The organism is Leifsonia poae (assembly GCF_050632195.1).
In the GTDB taxonomy this organism is placed as follows: Bacteria; Actinomycetota; Actinomycetes; order Actinomycetales; family Microbacteriaceae; genus Leifsonia; species Leifsonia poae_C.
Genome location: NZ_CP192580.1, coordinates 3,410,694 through 3,427,889 on the forward strand (window position 1 = coordinate 3,410,694; position 17,196 = coordinate 3,427,889).

Consider the following 17,196-nt stretch of genomic DNA (forward strand, 5'->3'; position numbering starts at 1 on the left):
GCCGGGGGTCGGAGTCTCGGCACGGTGCAGCGGGGATGGAACGTCGCTTCTTTCGGGTTGAAGCGTTGTCACACTATTCGCAGGCGTTACTCAGGCACATCCCCCGCTTCCGGTGCCACACATGCGGGGGTCAAGCGAAGAGGCGCGCCGACGGACGCGAAAAGAGCCGAGGGAGGTGAGGCGTCAGCGGCGACGGATGTCGGCGCGACGGCTCGCGAGGTAGACGAGCACGCCCGCGATCACAGCGGACCCCATCGTCGTCAGCCAGAACGGCAGGGTCGTGGCGGCCTGTCCCGTGGCGGCACGAACGATGCCGACCACGAACGACACGACGGCGACGACCAGCAGCACCCCGGCGATGCCGACCATCGCACGGCCGACTGTGTCTGTGTATTCGAGGAGCTGGCGCCACATGGTCTCCATTCTCCCGCATCCGGAGACCCCTCAATAACGAGAACGGCCCCCGATGCCGAAGCACCGGGGGCCGTTCTGGTCGGGTGACCTAGTTGTAGGTTCCCGGGGTGTAGTCGTCAGAGCTGAAGCTGTCGAAGTCGACGAAGCTCAGGTCGTTCTCGTTGAAGGCCGAGTCGTCGGCGAAGATGCGGTTCGGGTAACGCTCCGCCTTCGCCTCCTCGGTGGCTTCGACCGTGACATTGCGGTAGCGAGGCAGACCGGTACCGGCCGGGATCAGCTTTCCGATGATCACGTTCTCCTTCAGACCGATCAGCGGGTCGGACTTGCCCTCCATGGCCGCCTGCGTCAGAACGCGGGTGGTCTCCTGGAAGGACGCGGCCGACAGCCACGACTCGGTTGCGAGCGACGCCTTGGTGATACCCATGACCTCCTGGCGAGCAGACGCGGTCTTCTTGCCCTCGGTCAGAGCGGCACGGTTGACCTCGTTGTACTTCGAGCGGTCGACCAGCTCGCCGGGCAGCAGGTCGGTGTCGCCGTGCTCGACGACGGTGACCTTGCGCAGCATCTGGCGGACGATAACCTCGATGTGCTTGTCGTGGATCGGAACACCCTGCGAGCGGTACACGCCCTGCACACCACCGACGAGGTGCTTCTGCACCTCACGGACACCCTTGACGCGAAGAACTTCCTTCGGGTCGACGGCGCCGACGATGATCTGCTGACCGAGCTCGACGTGCTGACCGTCCTCGACGAGGAGGGTCGAGCGCTTGAGCACCGGGTAGGCGTGCGGCTCGTCACCGCTGTCGGGGGTCAGGATCACCTTGCGGCTACGATCCGTGTCCTCGATGGTGATGCGACCGGCGGCCTCGGCGATCGGGGACGCACCCTTGGGGGTACGAGCCTCGAACAGCTCCTGCACGCGGGGAAGACCCTGCGTGATGTCGTCGGCGGATGCGGAACCACCCGTGTGGAAGGTACGCATCGTGAGCTGGGTTCCCGGCTCACCGATCGACTGGGCCGCGATGATGCCGACGGCCTCGCCGATGTCGACGAGCTTGCCCGTGGCGAGCGAGCGGCCGTAGCAGGCAGCACACACACCGACGGCCGACTCACACGTGAGCACGGAGCGCACCTTGATGTCGGTGACACCGGCAGCGACCAGGCGGTCGATGAGCACGTCTCCGACGTCGTCTCCGGCCTTCGCGACGACCTTGCCCTCGGGGGACACGGCGTCGGCGGCCAGGGTACGGGCGAACACCGAGTTCTCGACGTTGGCGTCGCGGATCAGCACACCGTCTGCACCGGGGGCTGCGATCGGCAGATCGAGGCCCTTGGTGGTGCCGCAGTCGTCCTCACGGATGATGACGTCCTGCGAGACGTCCACCAGACGACGGGTCAGGTAACCCGAGTCGGCGGTACGGAGGGCCGTGTCGGCCAGACCCTTACGGGCACCGTGCGTCGCGATGAAGTACTCCGCCACCGACAGACCCTCGCGGTACGAGGAGATGATCGGACGGGGGATGATCTCACCCTTCGGGTTGTTCACAAGACCACGCATACCGGCGATGTTGCGAACCTGCAGCCAGTTACCACGGGCGCCCGACGTGACCATGCGGTTGATGGTGTTGTCGGCCGGGAAGTTGGCGCGCATGGCCTCGGCGACCTCGTTGGTCGCTTCGGTCCAGATCTTGACCAGTTCCTGACGACGCTCGAGGTCGGTCGTGAGACCCTTCTCGAACTCGGCGGTGACCTTGGCGGCCTTCTTCTCGTAGCCCGCGACGATCTGCGGCTTGTTCGGCGGCGTGAGGAAGTCGCTCAGAGCAGCCGTCACACCGGAGCGCGTGGCCCAGTAGAAGCCGGCGTCCTTGATGCGGTCCAGCGCAGCCGCCACCTCGACCTTCGGGTAGCGCTCGGCGAGAGCGTTCACGATGGCGGAGATGACGCCCTTGTCGGCGACCTCTTCGACGTACGGGTAGTCCGCCGGCAGCGTCTCGTTGAAGAGCGCGCGACCGAGGGTCGTCTCGACGATGGCGGTGATTCCCTCGACGCCCGTGTCGGCAGCATCCGACGGAACGTAGTCGTTCAGACGGATCTTGACCTTGGCGTTGAGGTGCAGCGAACCCTGGTCCTTGGCGAGGATCGCCTCGGAGACCGACGAGAACGCACGGCCTTCACCCTCGGCGCCTTCGCGCACGGTGGTGAGGTGGTGCAGACCGATGATCATGTCCTGCGAGGGCAGGGTGACCGGACGGCCGTCCGACGGCTTCAGGATGTTGTTCGACGCGAGCATCAGGATGCGGGCCTCGGCCTGAGCCTCGACCGACAGCGGCAGGTGCACAGCCATCTGGTCGCCGTCGAAGTCTGCGTTGAACGCAGCACACACGAGCGGGTGCAGCTGGATGGCCTTGCCCTCGACGAGCTGAGGCTCGAACGCCTGGATGCCGAGACGGTGCAGGGTCGGTGCGCGGTTCAGCAGCACGGGGCGCTCGCGGATGATCTCCTCGAGCACATCCCACACCTGCGGGCGCGAACGCTCGACCATGCGCTTGGCGGCCTTGATGTTCTGAGCGTGGCTCAGGTCGATCAGGCGCTTGATCACGAACGGCTTGAAGAGCTCCAGAGCCATCTGCTTGGGCAGACCACACTGGTGCAGCTTCAGCTGCGGACCGACGATGATGACCGAACGGCCGGAGTAGTCGACGCGCTTTCCGAGCAGGTTCTGGCGGAAACGACCCTGCTTTCCCTTGAGCATGTCGCTCAGGGACTTCAGGGCGCGGTTGCCGGTACCGGTGACGGGGCGTCCACGACGACCGTTGTCGAACAGTGCGTCGACGGCCTCCTGCAGCATCCGCTTCTCATTGTTCACGATGATCTCGGGGGCTCCGAGGTCGAGCAGACGACGCAGACGGTTGTTGCGGTTGATCACGCGGCGGTACAGGTCGTTCAGGTCGCTTGTCGCGAACCGGCCACCGTCGAGCTGAACCATCGGGCGCAGCTCCGGCGGGATGACCGGGACGACGTCGAGCACCATCGCTGCCGGCGAGTTGCCGGTGGCGAGGAACGACGAGACGACGCGCAGGCGCTTGATGGCGCGGATCTTCTTCTGACCCTTGCCGTTCGCGATCTGGTCGCGCAGCAGCTCGGCTTCGGCCGCGAGGTCGAAGGAGAGCAGGCGGCGCTTGATCGCCTCGGCGCCCATGTATGCCTCGAAGTACAGGCCGAAGCGGTCCACGAGCTCGTTGAAGTCCGCGTCCTCGGGCTTGAGGTCGCCGACCTTGAGGGTGCGGAACGACTCCCAGACGCGCTCGAGACGAGCGATGTCCTCGTCGTACGACTTGCGGATCTGGCCCATTTCCTTCTCGGCCGTGTCCTTGACGCGACGCTTCTGGTCGGCCTTGGCGCCTTCCTCCTCCAGTGCGGCGAGGTCGGTCTCCAGGCGCTGCAGACGGTCCGCGATGCGCGCGTCGCGCTGGTCGCTCAGCGTCTTGATCTCGAGGCGGAGCTCGTTCTCGAGACCGGGCATGTCGGCGTGACGGCCCTCTTCATCGACCTCGATCACCATGTAGGCGGCGAAGTAGATGACCTTCTCGAGGTCCTTCGGAGCCATGTCGAGCAGGTAGCCGAGGCGCGACGGAACACCCTTGAAGTACCAGATGTGCGTCACGGGAGCGGCGAGCTCGATGTGGCCCATGCGCTCGCGGCGGACGGAGGACTTGGTGACCTCCACGCCACAGCGCTCACAGACGATGCCCTTGAAGCGCACGCGCTTGTACTTGCCGCACGAGCACTCCCAGTCACGGCTCGGCCCGAAGATCTGCTCTCCGAAGAGGCCGTCCTTCTCGGGCTTCAGCGTGCGGTAGTTGATGGTCTCGGGCTTCTTGACCTCGCCGTACGACCAACGACGGATGTCGTCAGCAGTGGCCAGGCCGATACGCAGTTCATCGAACGTTGTTGCGTCGATCAATTTTCCTTCTTTCCTGGAAAAAGTATTCGTCAGTAAGGGTCTGGCTTAGATCTCGTCGATCGACGACGACTCGAAGCGCGAGGAAATGTTGATGCCGAGCTCTTCGGCGGCACGGAACGCTTCGTCGTCCGCGTCGCGCAGGCTGACCTGCTGGCCGTCGGCCGAGAGCACCTCGACGTTCAGGCAGAGCGACTGCATTTCCTTGATGAGAACCTTGAAGGACTCCGGGATGCCCGGCTCCTGGATGTTCTCGCCCTTGACGATGGCCTCGTAGACCTTGACACGGCCGAGGATGTCATCCGACTTGATGGTCAGGAGCTCCTGCAGCGCGTACGCGGCACCGTAAGCCTCGAGGGCCCACACCTCCATCTCACCGAAGCGCTGTCCACCGAACTGAGCCTTACCACCGAGCGGCTGCTGGGTGATCATGGAGTACGGTCCGGTCGAACGGGCGTGGATCTTGTCGTCGACCAGGTGGTGGAGCTTCAGGATGTACATGTAGCCGACCGACACGGGGTCGGGGTAGGGCTCACCGGAGCGACCGTCGAACAGCTGCGTCTTACCGGAGGATCCGATCAGACGGTCGCCGTCGCGGGTGACGGTCGTGGAGTCGAGCAGTCCCTCGATCTCCGCCTCAGCGGCACCGTCGAACACCGGGGTCGCGACCTTGGTGTTCGGAGCGGCGCTGTGCGCGGCCTCGGGCAGACGAGCGGCCCACTTGGGCTTGCCCTTGACTTCCCAGCCCTGCTTGGCGATCCAGCCGAGGTGAATCTCGAGCACCTGCCCGAAGTTCATTCGTCCGGGGACACCCAGCGGGTTCAGGATGACGTCGACCGGCGTGCCGTCGGCGAGGAAGGGCATGTCTTCGACCGGAAGGATCTTGGAGATGACACCCTTGTTGCCGTGGCGGCCGGCGAGCTTGTCGCCCGCGGTGATCTTGCGCTTCTGAGCGATGTAGACCACGACGCGCTGGTTGACGCCCGAGCCGAGCTCGTCGTCGCCGTCCTGCGAGTCGAAGACCTTGACACCGATGATCGTGCCCTCTTCACCGTGGGGAACCTTGAGCGAGGTGTCGCGCACCTCGCGGCTCTTCTCGTTGAAGATCGCGCGCAGCAGGCGCTCCTCGGCGCTCAGCTCGGTCTCGCCCTTCGGCGTGACCTTGCCGACGAGGATGTCGCCGGGGCGAACCTCGGCTCCGATGCGGATGATGCCGCGCTCGTCGAGGTCGGCCAGGAGGTCCGGGCTGACGTTCGGCAGGTCGCGGGTGATCTCTTCCTTGCCCAGCTTGGTGTCGCGAGCGTCGACCTCGTACTCCTCGATGTGAATCGAGGAGAGGGTGTCGTCCTTCACCAGGTTCTGGCTGAGGATGATCGCGTCTTCGTAGTTGTGACCCTCCCACGGCATGAACGCCACGAGGAGGTTCTTGCCGAGCGCGAGCTCGCCGTTCTCGGTGGCCGGGCCGTCTGCGACGACCTCGCCTGCCTCGATGCGGTCGCCTTCGGAGACGATCACCCGGTGGTTGTACGACGTGCCCTGGTTGGAGCGGTCGAACTTGCGCAGGTAGTAGGTCTTCGTTCCGCCCTCGTCGAGCTGGATGGTGACGGAGTCAGCCGACACCTCGGAGACCACACCGGCCTTCTCGTTGATGAGCACGTCACCGGCGTCGATGGCTGCGTAGCCCTCCATACCGGTTCCGACGAGCGGGCTCTCCGAGCGGACCAGCGGCACCGCCTGGCGCTGCATGTTCGCACCCATGAGGGCGCGGTTCGCGTCGTCGTGCTCGAGGAAGGGGATGAGCGAGGTCGCGACCGACACCATCTGGCGCGGCGAGACATCCATGTAGCCGATCTCCTCGGCGGGGATCAGGTCGACCTCGCCGCCCTTCTGACGGGCCAGGACGCGGTCTTCTGCGAAGTGGCTGTCAGCGGTCAGCGGAGCGTTGGCCTGGGCGACGATGAAGTCGTCCTCCTCGCTCGCGGTGAGGTAGTCGATGGTCTCGGTGACCTTGCCGTTGACGACGCGACGGTACGGGGTCTCGATGAAACCGAACGAGTTGATGCGCGCGAAGGATGCGAGCGAACCGATCAGACCGATGTTCGGGCCTTCCGGGGTCTCGATCGGGCACATGCGGCCGTAGTGCGACGGGTGGACGTCGCGGACCTCGACGCCGGCGCGCTCACGGCTCAGACCACCCGGGCCGAGGGCCGAGAGGCGACGCTTGTGCGTCAGACCCGCGAGCGGGTTGTTCTGGTCCATGAACTGCGACAGCTGCGACGTTCCGAAGAACTCCTTGATCGCGGCGACGACGGGGCGCACGTTGATCAGGGTCTGCGGCGTGATGGCCTCGATGTCCTGCGTGGTCATGCGCTCGCGGACGACGCGCTCCATGCGGGACAGACCGGTGCGCACCTGGTTCTGGATGAGCTCGCCCACCGCGCGGATGCGACGGTTGCCGAAGTGGTCGATGTCGTCCACGTCGAGGCGGATGTCGACGGGCTTGCCGTCGCGCACACCCTTGAAGGTGGTCTGGTTGTCGTGCAGCGAGACGAGGTACTTGATCGTCGCGATGATGTCGCTGACGGTCAGGACCGAGTCGCTGAGCGGCGCGTCGATACCGAGCTTGCGGTTGATCTTGTACCGACCCACCTTGGCGAGGTCGTAGCGCTTCGGGTTGAAGTAGAAGTTGTCGAGGAGCGCACGCGCGGCCTCGGCAGCGACCTGCTCACCCGGACGCAGCTTGCGGTAGATGTCCTTGAGCGCCTCCTCCTTGGTGAGGATGGCGTCCTTCTCGAGGGTCAGCTCGATCGACTGGAAGCCCTTGAACTCCGAGAGGATCTCTTCGGAGGTCAGACCGAGCGCCTTGAGGAACACGGTGACGGACTGCTTGCGCTTGCGGTCAATGCGAACGCCGACCTGGTCGCGCTTGTCGATCTCGAACTCGAGCCAGGCACCGCGGCTCGGGATGATGCGCGCCGAGTAGATGTCCTTGTCGGACGTCTTCTCGGGGGTGCGCTCGAAGTAGACGCCCGGGGAGCGCACGAGCTGCGACACGACGACACGCTCGGTGCCGTTGATGACGAAGGTGCCCTTCTCGGTCATCAGGGGGAAGTCGCCCATGAAGACGGTCTGCGTCTTGATCTCACCGGTCAGGTGGTTCATGAACTCGGCCTCGACGTAGAGAGGCGCGGAGTAGGTCTTGCCCTTCTCCTTGCACTCGTCGATCGAGTACTTCTTCTCTTCGAGGAAGGGGTTCGTGAACGAGAGCTGCATGGTCTCGCCGAGGTCCTCGATCGGAGAGATCTCTTCGAAGATCTCCTCGAGACCGGTGTTGCTGGGCAGATCCTGACGACCCTGAGCCTCAGCTTCTACGACTCGAGCCTTCCAGGCGTCGTTTCCGACGAGCCAGTCGAAGCTCTCCGTCTGCAGAGCCAGAAGGTCTGGAACAGTGAGGGTGTCTGTGATCTTTGCGAACGAGAGACGAGATGCGTTTCGTCCGTTCTTGGGTGATGTATTGGTGGTTGCGTTGCGCGCAGCAGCCAAGGAAATAACCTCCGTTGGGCCCCGTCGGGCCTCAAGTTACTGTCGGTCTGGGTGAGTACTGTTGTGGACGAGAACTCCCAGGAGCGGCGCCTATCTGACCGAAGACGGCCCAGGCGCGCGCGAAGATAATTCGGTGCCGACCGCAATATGAGGGCAGGAGATTGTCTGGGAGCGCAAAGTACGAGTATATGTCAAATGGGCGCGCCGTGTCCAGTCTTTTCTTGACCGATCGCCCCGACTCCTGTATAACCTCGACCCTACCCCTTCTATTCCGGCCTCAGGGAGTACAGCGAATCGACCGTCGCGAGGATGGCCTCGTCGCGCGGAATCGGCGTCCAGCCCAGTATTCGTCTGGCCTTTTCCGAGGTTCCGCGCCTCACCTCGCCCATGTCGCCGAGGTTGCTGCGCACCGATCTGCTGAAGGGCGCCGCGGCGCGTAATACCCAGTCAGGTATCAGCTTCGTGCTGATCCGCTTGCCCGACGGACCGAGATGACCCCGGATCAGCAGGGCGAGTTCCTGCGCCGAGATCGGGTCGCCCGAGACCGCGAGAAATCGCTGACCCGCGGCTTCAGGATGCGTCATCGCCAGTCGGTGCAGCGTCGCGACGTCGCGCACATCCACAATCCCAAAGCTCACCCGCGGCAGTCGCGGCAGCTTCCCGTCCCCCACCGTCTTGACGAGCTTCACCGAGCTCGAATAGTCGGTGCCGAGCACCGGGCCCAGGACCCCGACCGGGTTCACCGTCGCGAGTTCGAGGTCGCCACCCTCGCGGGCGATGAAGTCCCAGGCCGCGCGCTCGGCGATGGTCTTCGACTTCACGTACGAGCTGATGTGCACACCGGAGTCGAGTTCGGTCCAGTCCTCCTCCGTGAACGGGCGGGCGGCGGACGCGTGGCCGTAGCCGATCGCCGCGAACGACGAGGTGAGCACTACCCGCTTGGCCCCCGCATCCCGAGCCGCCGTCAGTACGCGCAGCGCGCCGTCGCGAGCGGGAACAATCAGGTCGTCTTCGTGTTTCGGCTCGCCCGTCGGGAACGGGGATGCGACGTGGAGCACGAACTCGCATCCTGCGACCGCCTCGGCCCAGCCGTCGTCCGACATGAGGTCGGCGATGGCGAACGTCAGCTCCTCCCCCACCTCGATGCCGGCCGCCTCCACCTGGGCGCGCACGTCGGCAGCGCGAGCGGGGCTGCGCACGGTCGTCCTGACCGTGTAGCCCGCGGTCAGCAGGTCGACGATGCAGCGTGCGCCCACGAATCCGGAGCCGCCGGTCACCAGCACTTGTTGTGTCATGGCACGATCCTCCGCTCGTCGTGACGCGAGCGCCAGGCCCCCATGGGCCCCGGGAGGCGGATGCTCAGGAACGCGCGAGGGCGATGGCCTGAGCGCGTGTGCGCACGTCGAGCTTCGCGAACAGGGCGTTGATGTGGGTCTTGACCGTGGCGACGCTGACGAACAGGCGGCCGGCGATCTCGCCATTGCTCAGGCCGTCGGCCACAAGCGCGAGCACCTCGGCCTCACGCGGGGTGAGCTGGGGGAAACGGGCGGCGAGCGACGCGGGCACCTCGGGCTCCTGGCCGACGGCCGACGGGGTTCCGGATGCGCTGGTCACCGCGCTCGCGGTGAGACTGTTCACGAGCAACGCACCCACCTCGGGCGCGAAGGTCGATTGGCCGCGGGCGACAGCCCGCACAGCGGCGGCCAATTCGGCGCGACCAGCGTCTTTGGTGAGGTAGCCGCGGGCTCCGGCGCGGAGAGCCCCGAGGATCGAGTCGTCGTCGGCGAACGTGGTCAGCACGAGCACGGCGGTCTCAGGATGCGCGGCCACGATGCGAGCGGTGGCGTCGACGCCGTCGAGCACGGGCATCCTGAGGTCCATCAGGACGACGTCCGGATGCTCACGCGCCACGAGTTCGACCGCTTGCTCACCGTCGGGCGCCTCGCCGACGACCTCGATGTCGGGCAGCAGGGACAGCACGGTGACGAGCCCGTCGCGGATGATCGCCTGGTCGTCGGCGACGACGACGCGGATGATCGGCTCGGCCGGGGTCACGACGTCGCCTCCGCGAACGGCGCTTCGGCGACGACCGTGAAGCGATCGCCGACCACTCCGGCCGTCGCGGTGCCGCCCCGCGGAAGGGCTGCGAAACGTTCGCGCATCCCCTCGAGCCCGTGGCGGCCGCCGGTGGAGGCGAGTTCAGGATGCGCGCCATCGCTCAGCGGGTTGGAGACGGTGAGGCGCACCCGGCCATTCTCCCAGTCGAGCGCCGCGCGCACGGGCTCGCCGGGCGCGTGCTTGCGGACGTTGCTCAGCGACTCCTGAAGGGCTCGCTGCACGGCGGTGGCCGCGGCACGATCGAGCGGCTCAGGATGCCCGGTGACGGTGAGATCGACCACCCCGCCCAGCGAGCGGTGCGCGGCCAGGAAGTCGTCGAGGGTCCCGGCGAATTCGGCGGGGTCGACGCGATCGATGGCTGCATCCGTGGGTGCGGTGTTCGGGTCCCGCAGCGCCGCGACCGCGCGGCGGGCCTCGCCGAGGCCGTCTGCTGCCAGTCGACGCGCATCCGTCACCCGCTGCTGCGCCGCGTCGGTGTCGCCGGCTTCGAGCAGGGCCTCGGCGGCGTCGAGCTGGATGACGAGACCGCCGAGGCTGTGCGCGAGCACGTCGTGGATGTCGCGTGCAACCTCCTGGCGTTCGCCGAGCAGCTCGACCCGTGCCTTCTCCTCGCGCACGGCGAGCTCGCGCTCGCGGAGCTGCGCCGCCTGTTCTTCCGACAGACGGAACTGGCGGCGGCTGAGGCCTGCGAACGCCGCGAGAACGACACCGCCCATCATGGCCAGCACCGCGGGGATCCCCACGCCGAAGGGAACAGCCCCGATCGGGACGAGGGCTGTGGTGACGAGAGCCACACCGAAACCGACGGGAACGGGACGGTAGACCTGGCTGATGATCACCATCACCGCGACCGCGGCAGGGACGATCGCAAGGCCGTCCGTCGGGGCCGCGACGAGGCCTCCGGCGAGCGCGGCGACCACGCTCAGGCCGAGGTCGGCACCGCGCAGTCCGAGAACACCGGCCAGTCCCCGCAGGATCCAGGCACCGACGGCGATGAATGCGACGACGAGCACCCAGGTGGGGCGTGCGCTCAGGTCGTCCCTGATGAGGCCGAACGCGACGGCGACACCGCCGAAGAAGTTGAGCGCGAAGCCCAACCAGGTCGGCGGTGTCGAAGTGTTCACGGAACCATCATCCTGCGTCGGCGGGCGGGGCGGGTGAAGGCGGCCCCGGCACAGAATGCGCTACTCACGCCGTGAGCGCCGCGTGCCGGTCGAGCCGGGCGGCGAACACCGCTGTGCGGGCGGCACGGTTTGCCGCGAGCGTCAGCAGGATCACGCCGGTCGATGCGGCCAGGTGAGATCCGGCCATCCCCGCGAGCACGTCGATGCCCACGCGGACGGCGATCACGGCGATCCACAGCGCCAGCCCCAAGACGCCGGTGCGCGACTCGTAGATCGCGACACCGCGGTCGCGGCCTAGGTGGAGCGGCTCGGGAAGCGGGCGGAAGTGGGCGATCGCGCCCATCCATGCCCCGATGCCGAGGGAGATGACCAGCTCGGCGGCCAGCACCGAGAGGTCGAGCGGGGTGAGCAGGGTCGGCTTGACGGTCTGGACGAGCATGACGATCCCGACCAATCCCAGGATTGCGGGGAACCTCCACATGCGACCGATCGAGACCGCCCGCCAGGTCATCTGGCGAAAGCCGACCCAGCCGATGAGGACGACGATGAGGAGCGCGTTGCCGATCATCTGGATGGTCATGAGGTGTGCCTTTCGGGTCTGTGCGCCGGATTCCCGGTGCTCTTCGAGTCTTCCGGCATCGTGTCCGCGGCGGCACAACCCGCGGGTGGGGATCGGGTGGAGACCGGGTGGAGATCGGGTGAGGTTGTGGCGGCACTCACCCGCTCGCGGCCCGTTAGTGTTGGTGACGTGGCAGAGAATCCGGCGGTCATCCTCGCAGAGAGCGGCTACCGGGCTGTCATCGAGCCCGACCGTTTCGTGCCCGGCGCGTATCAGCTCGTCGTCGACGGCACTCCCCAGTCGCACGTGAACCTCGACGATCCGTCGCAGCTGTTCTTCGAGTACGTGCAGCGGATGGGCAACGTCATCGACCTCATCGGCGAGCCCGGCCAGCCGATCACCGCCGTGCACCTCGGCGCGGGCGCCATGACGCTGCCGCGCTACGTCGCCTACACCCGGCCCGGCTCGCGTCAGCAGGTCGTCGAGTTGGAGACCAACCTGGTCGACCTCGTTCGCGAGAACCTGCCACTGCCGCGCTACGCGCAGGTGCGGGTACGACACGGGGATGCGCGCGAGGTGCTGGGCAAGTTCCCCGCCGGCCTACGCGGCTCGGTCGACCTGCTCGTGATCGACATCTTCAGCGGTGCCCGCACGCCCGCGCACGTGACGAGCGCGGAGTTCTACAGCGCCGCGGTGTCCCTGCTCGCCCCCGACGGCATCGTGCTGGTCAACGTGGCCGATGGCCCACCGTTGAACTTCGCCAAGAGCCAGGTGGCGACACTCGGTTCCGTGGTCAAGAACGTCGCCGCGCTGGCCGAGACCCAGGTTCTGAAGGGCCGCCGGTTCGGCAACGTGGTGCTGGTCGGCTCGAATGCTTCGCTGCCGCTCGACTGGCTGCCGCGCATCCTCGCCGGCGGACCGCATCCCGCCAAGGCCGTCGCCGGAGCCGAGCTCAAGACCTTCGCGGCCGGCGCCCCGATCGTGACGGATGCGACGAGCGTGCCCTCACCGCCGCCCGCGCGCAGCATCTTCCAGACCGGCACCCGCCGCGACTAGTTCGCTGTGCTCGGGTAGATGCCGTGAAATGCTATATATTTCATGCATCAGTCGCAGTGATGCGCGTTTCGCGCTTCGCGGGCTGATGGCGCGTCCGCTCGCACCATCGCTGCCGGATGCGATCCGGACTGAGAGGTGCACGATGAGTAAGCAAACGATCGCGTCCATCGTCGTGGTGGCAGTCGGACTAGTGCTTTGCGTGTTTGCGGCTTCTTCGCTCTACGACAATGGTGCTCAGGCCGATTCGAATGGCACATCGGGCGTGTTGGATCCGGTCATGGTCGGTGCGTTGATCATCGGGATGATCTCGGCGTGCGTGGGAGCAGTGCTCCTCGCATACTCCGTATCGAAGCAGCACAACCGACGGCACCGGTCGAGTGGCGAAGAGTGACCGAACACTGACCGACCTGCGCTGATCCGGCTGAGTGTGGCGTCAGGCGTGGCGGAAGGTGAGGCGCTGGCCGGGGCGTAGTTGGGCAAGCAGGTCGAGCGAGGCGGAGGCGACCACCGCGATCGCAGGATAGCCGCCGGTGACGGGGTGGTCGGCCAGCAGCACGGTGGGGCGGCCATCGGGTGAGACCTGCACCGAGCCTGCGACCATGAGTTCGCTCGGCAGTTCGGCCGTGATCGCGCGTTCGAGGAGAACGGCCGGATGAGGGTCGCGGCCCACCACGTGGGCGGGCTGACGCACGGGGTCGAGCCGCGCACCCACGCGGTTGCTCTCGGCGCTGAACTCCCACTCGACCGAGAAGAAGGCGTCGAGTGCGCCCGCCGTGAACCACTCCGCACGAGGACCGAGGTGCGCGCGTACCTCGACGACTCCATCCGCCGGCGGATCGACCGGCAAGAAATCGAGCAACGGAATCTCGGCGTCAGGATGCTCGCCGACCGGCAGCGAATCCCCGGCCGCGAGCGTTGCCGGGCCGAGCCCGGAGAGCAGATCGCTCGACCGCGAACCCAGTACGGACGGCACGTCGATTCCGCCGCGGACGGTCAGATAGCTGCGAACACCGGCCGTCGGCGTCCCGATCCGCAGCGTCGATCCGGCGGGCGCGAAGAGTGCGCGATGAGGATCGACCGGTTGTCCGTCGAGATCGAGCGGCCCGATCGCACCCGTGACCGCGAACCAGGCTGGGTCGTCGAACCGCACCTCGAAGCCCTCGAGCAGGATCTCGATGCCCGCGCATCCCTCATTGTTCCCGAGCAGACGGTTGCCGAGCCGCAGCGCACCGCGGTCGAGCGCGCCCGACGGGCTCACGCCGATGTCGGCCAGCCCCGGACGCCCGAGGTCCTCGATCACTGCGAGCGGGCCGGGGTTCAGGATGCGCAGGCTCACGAGACCTCCACGAACCGCACCGCGGTTCCCGGCGCGAGCAGCGCGGGTGGTTCGGCGTCCGGGTTCCAGAGTGGCGCATCCGTCGACCCGATGAGCTGCCAGCCGCCGGGGCTCGAGCGCGGATAGACGCCGCTGAACTCGCCGGCGAGGCCGACCGAACCAGCGGGCACGGTTGTTCTGGGCGTCTGGCGACGCGACACGGTCAGCCGGTCGTGGTCAGTGACGAGGTAGCCGAAGCCCGGCGCGAATCCGCAGAACGCGACGCGCCAGAGGGATGCGGTGTGCAGCGCGACGACCTCGGCCGCGGGCATCCTGAGCAGCGTTGCGACCTCCTCGAGATCTTCTCCGTCGTACCGTACGGGGATCTCGACAGTCGGACGTGCCTGATCGGCAACGCGCGACCGCGGCTCGGTCTGGGATAGCCAGCCGTGGGCGGCGCTCAGCGGCAGCACAGTCGGGTCGACGGTCAGCCCGATCGTGCGAGCGGCGGGAACGAGGTCGACGACACCGGTGGGGCGGGATGCGGCGAGCGCCTCGTAGAGGGCGAGCACCGCGTCGAGGTCGTCCAGCTCAACGAGCAGGGCTGCATCGCCGAGCGGCAGGATGCGCCGGGTCGCGCTCATCGGAACGCCGCCACGGTCACGCCGGCCGCGGCGAGCGCGGAGCGCACCGCACCGGCCATCGACACGGCGCCGGGGGTGTCGCCGTGCACGCAGAGGAGTCCACCTCGACGGTCACGTCCGTTCCGTCTTCGGCGACGACCATGCCCTCGGTGGCGATCCGCACAGCCCTGGCGGCGATCGCGTCGTCCCCGGCGAGCACGGCGCCGGGGCGTCCGCGCGGAACCAGGGTGCCGTCGGCGAGGTAGCCGCGGTCGACGAAGGCCTCGCGTACGAAGGCGAGCCCCGCATCCTGAGCCGCGCGCGCCGCTTCGGACCCGGCAAGACCGAGCAGCGCGAGCGACGGATCGAAAGCAGCGACCGCCTCGACGACCGCGCCAGCTTGGGCGTTGTCGGAGACGATGCGGTTGTAGAGGGCGCCGTGCGGTTTCACGTAGGAAACGGTGGTTCCTGCGACCCGGGCGATGCCGCTCAGAGCCGACAGCTGATAGAGGACTTCGTCTCGGAGTTCGGCGGGCGGCACATCCATCGAGCGCCGGCCGAAGCCCGCCAGATCGCGGTAGGAAACGTGCGCGCCGACGGTGACGCCGTTCTCGGCGGCCAGACGGCAGGTCGCGAGCATCGTCGAGGCGTCGCCGGCATGGAAGCCGCAGGCGACGTTCGCGCTCGTGACGAGTCGGAGCATCGCAGCGTCGTCGCCCATCGCCCAGGCGCCGAAAGACTCACCCAGGTCGGCGTTGAGGTCGATGGAACGGTCCACGATTCCAGTTTGGCGGAAGTGCGCCCGGATGTGCGTCCGGATGCACCCGCGTCACCGCTCCGGCGTGCCGTTGTACCGTTCGAGCAGCGCCGCGAAGCGATCGATTTCGTCGGGAGCCCAGTCGGCGAGCCGGTCGGTCAGGGCGGCGAGCGTCACCCGCGTCGACGTGAGCATGGCATGCTCGCCCGCTTCGGTGAGACGCAGCGCCTGGCCTCGACCTCTGGCGGGATCGGTATCCGTCGCCGCCATCGCCTCGGCATTCTCATCGGGGAGCGTCGTGATCAGCCCGAATTCGGCGAGCGCGCCCAACTGCCGCGAGACCGTCGATCGGTTGAGCCCGAAGTGCGCGGCGATGTCCACCGCTCGGCTGCCCGGGTTCGCCGCGATGAAGGAGAGGAGAGACTGGTCGACGAACGAGAGCGCCTCGTTCTCACGTCGCACCCGTGCCGTTCCCCGCCGGGCCACGGTGATCAGCTCTTCCTGCACGCGAGCGATCGCGTTCTCACGGCGTTCGGATGCGGGCATGACGTCAGCCTAGCCGCGCTCTCGGTTGCATTGTGCAACAATGTATGTTGCATTGCGCAACGTTAGCGATCGCATCCCTCCCCGACATCAGATTGGACGCCCATGTCCGCCCACCGCGTCGCGCCCCTCCTTCCCGCCGTTCAGCGACCCTCGTTCTGGCCGACCGCCGTGTTCTGGAAGTCGCTTGGGACGCACATCCTGATCCCCCTGTTTCTCGCAGCCGGCATGGCACTCGCTTACCTCGGTGCGTTCCACCAGCCGACACCGCACGATCTGCCCGTGGCGATCGTCGGTACGGGGCCGGCCACCGAGGTGTTCGCGCAGACCATGAACGACAAGGCTCCGGATGCGCTCGACGTGACAACCGTCGCCGATGCTTCGACCGCGCGTCACCTCGTCGAGACCGAGAAGCTCGCGGCGGCGTACCAGGCGGATGCGACCCACGCCAGGATCATCCTGTCCACGGCCGCCTGCGCCACGACCGCGGAAACGGCGCAGAAGATCTTTCTGCCGATCGCCTACGAGCAGCACCTGCCGGTCACCGTCGACGACGTACGACCCGCAGCGCCTGCCGACCTCACCGGCCAGGGTCTGTTCTTTCTCCTCGTCGCGTTGAGTGTCGGTTCGTACGCAAGCGCCATCGCCGTAGCGGCCGTGACAGCGAAACTTGCGATCGGTTGGCGCCTTGCCGTATCCGCGGCGGTCGCTCTCGTCGTGGCGGGAATCGGTGTGGTCGTGGCCGGTCCGATCTACCACGTTCTCAGCGGCAACGAATGGAGCATCTGGCTTCTCGGTGGGCTGTACGCGCTCGGGATCATCTCGCTCGGCGTGGGACTGCATCCTGTACTCGGCAAATGGACGACCCCGGCGCTCACGCTGCTGTTCGTGATGCTGAACTTCACCAGCTCGGGCGGTATCTTCGCGTCGTACCTGCAACCGGCGTTCTTCGCCGGGCTCAACACTTTCTGGAACGGGGCCGCCTGGTTGCAGGCAGCGAAAGCGCTCACCTACTTTCCCGGCGAGGCATTCGGATTCGCGGGGCTCCGATTGGCGCTCTGGGCCACTGCGGGCATCCTCCTGGTCGTGGTCACCCACGCACTGAGCGTCCGTCGTCGTCGACTCGCGAACGAGTCGCTCGTTGTGAGTGCGGAGGAAGAGGAGTCGGTGGTTGCAGCCTGAG

At 66.9% G+C, this 17,196-nt stretch carries 13 protein-coding genes and 1 pseudogene; 3 read left to right on the forward strand and 11 right to left on the reverse strand.

From position 1 onward, the window contains the following. Positions 1-183: 183 nt before the first annotated feature. From ACQ86A_RS17200 to ACQ86A_RS17230, 7 genes are all read right to left on the reverse strand, one after another. On the reverse strand, positions 184-414 hold the full coding sequence (locus ACQ86A_RS17200) for a hypothetical protein (RefSeq protein ID WP_431278149.1): 231 nt from the start codon (positions 412-414) through the stop codon (positions 184-186). An 88-nt stretch (positions 415-502) separates the two neighbouring features. Next, on the reverse strand, positions 503-4,378 hold the full coding sequence (locus tag ACQ86A_RS17205) for a DNA-directed RNA polymerase subunit beta' (RefSeq protein WP_431278150.1): 3,876 nt from the start codon (positions 4,376-4,378) through the stop codon (positions 503-505). A gap of 45 nt (positions 4,379-4,423) precedes the next feature. Then, complete coding sequence (rpoB, locus tag ACQ86A_RS17210; RefSeq protein ID WP_431278151.1) at positions 4,424-7,918, reverse strand: DNA-directed RNA polymerase subunit beta; 3,495 nt, start codon at positions 7,916-7,918, stop codon at positions 4,424-4,426. 266 nt (positions 7,919-8,184) lie between these two features. Further along, the gene (locus ACQ86A_RS17215; RefSeq protein ID WP_431278152.1) at positions 8,185-9,213 is read right to left on the reverse strand and encodes an SDR family oxidoreductase; all 1,029 of its coding nucleotides are present in this window, start codon (positions 9,211-9,213) and stop codon (positions 8,185-8,187) included. Between the two features lie 64 nt (positions 9,214-9,277). Further along, a complete protein-coding gene (locus ACQ86A_RS17220; RefSeq protein WP_431278153.1) occupies positions 9,278-9,973 on the reverse strand; it encodes a response regulator in 696 nt (231 codons plus the stop codon). Beyond that, on the reverse strand, positions 9,970-11,160 hold the full coding sequence (locus ACQ86A_RS17225; RefSeq protein ID WP_431278154.1) for a sensor histidine kinase: 1,191 nt from the start codon (positions 11,158-11,160) through the stop codon (positions 9,970-9,972). The genes ACQ86A_RS17220 and ACQ86A_RS17225 overlap by 4 nt, the downstream gene beginning before the upstream one ends. A gap of 64 nt (positions 11,161-11,224) precedes the next feature. Then, the gene (locus ACQ86A_RS17230; RefSeq protein ID WP_431278155.1) at positions 11,225-11,740 is read right to left on the reverse strand and encodes a hypothetical protein; all 516 of its coding nucleotides are present in this window, start codon (positions 11,738-11,740) and stop codon (positions 11,225-11,227) included. 168 nt (positions 11,741-11,908) lie between these two features. Between ACQ86A_RS17230 and ACQ86A_RS17235 the strand changes: the two genes are divergently transcribed. Together ACQ86A_RS17235 and ACQ86A_RS17240 are read left to right on the forward strand one after the other, a co-directional pair. Further along, positions 11,909-12,775 (forward strand): spermidine synthase, encoded by an 867-nt coding sequence (locus ACQ86A_RS17235; protein ID WP_431278156.1) that lies wholly within the window; start codon positions 11,909-11,911, stop codon positions 12,773-12,775. A gap of 142 nt (positions 12,776-12,917) precedes the next feature. Further along, the gene (locus ACQ86A_RS17240; protein ID WP_431278157.1) at positions 12,918-13,166 is read left to right on the forward strand and encodes a hypothetical protein; all 249 of its coding nucleotides are present in this window, start codon (positions 12,918-12,920) and stop codon (positions 13,164-13,166) included. A 42-nt stretch (positions 13,167-13,208) separates the two neighbouring features. Here ACQ86A_RS17240 and ACQ86A_RS17245 read toward each other — a convergent pair whose 3' ends face one another. From ACQ86A_RS17245 to ACQ86A_RS17260, 4 genes and pseudogenes are all read right to left on the reverse strand, one after another. Then, positions 13,209-14,111: a biotin-dependent carboxyltransferase family protein gene (locus ACQ86A_RS17245; RefSeq protein ID WP_431278158.1), complete on the reverse strand. Its 903-nt coding sequence runs from the start codon at positions 14,109-14,111 to the stop codon at positions 13,209-13,211. Next, positions 14,108-14,734, reverse strand: a complete 627-nt coding sequence (locus ACQ86A_RS17250; RefSeq protein WP_431278159.1) for a 5-oxoprolinase subunit B family protein — start codon at positions 14,732-14,734, stop codon at positions 14,108-14,110. The genes ACQ86A_RS17245 and ACQ86A_RS17250 overlap by 4 nt, the downstream gene beginning before the upstream one ends. Continuing rightward, positions 14,731-15,434: pseudogene (locus ACQ86A_RS17255) on the reverse strand (LamB/YcsF family protein). Before ACQ86A_RS17255 ends, ACQ86A_RS17250 begins: the two are co-directional and overlap by 4 nt. A 108-nt stretch (positions 15,435-15,542) precedes the next feature. Continuing rightward, positions 15,543-16,016, reverse strand: coding sequence for a MarR family winged helix-turn-helix transcriptional regulator (locus tag ACQ86A_RS17260; protein WP_431278160.1), 474 nt, complete (start codon positions 16,014-16,016; stop codon positions 15,543-15,545). A 102-nt stretch (positions 16,017-16,118) separates the two neighbouring features. Between ACQ86A_RS17260 and ACQ86A_RS17265 the strand changes: the two genes are divergently transcribed. After that, positions 16,119-17,195 (forward strand): hypothetical protein, encoded by a 1,077-nt coding sequence (locus ACQ86A_RS17265; protein WP_431278161.1) that lies wholly within the window; start codon positions 16,119-16,121, stop codon positions 17,193-17,195. Position 17,196 lies beyond the last annotated feature (1 nt).

Coding starts and splice junctions, on each gene's coding strand:
- ACQ86A_RS17215 (WP_431278152.1), bottom strand. CDS start 9,213: ATGACACAACAAGTGCTGGTGACCGGCGGCTCCGGATTCGTGGGCGCA.
- ACQ86A_RS17200 (WP_431278149.1), bottom strand. CDS start 414: ATGTGGCGCCAGCTCCTCGAATACACAGACACAGTCGGCCGTGCGATG.
- ACQ86A_RS17265 (WP_431278161.1), top strand. CDS start 16,119: ATGTCCGCCCACCGCGTCGCGCCCCTCCTTCCCGCCGTTCAGCGACCC.
- ACQ86A_RS17250 (WP_431278159.1), bottom strand. CDS start 14,734: ATGAGCGCGACCCGGCGCATCCTGCCGCTCGGCGATGCAGCCCTGCTC.
- ACQ86A_RS17260 (WP_431278160.1), bottom strand. CDS start 16,016: ATGCCCGCATCCGAACGCCGTGAGAACGCGATCGCTCGCGTGCAGGAA.
- ACQ86A_RS17240 (WP_431278157.1), top strand. CDS start 12,918: ATGAGTAAGCAAACGATCGCGTCCATCGTCGTGGTGGCAGTCGGACTA.
- ACQ86A_RS17230 (WP_431278155.1), bottom strand. CDS start 11,740: ATGACCATCCAGATGATCGGCAACGCGCTCCTCATCGTCGTCCTCATC.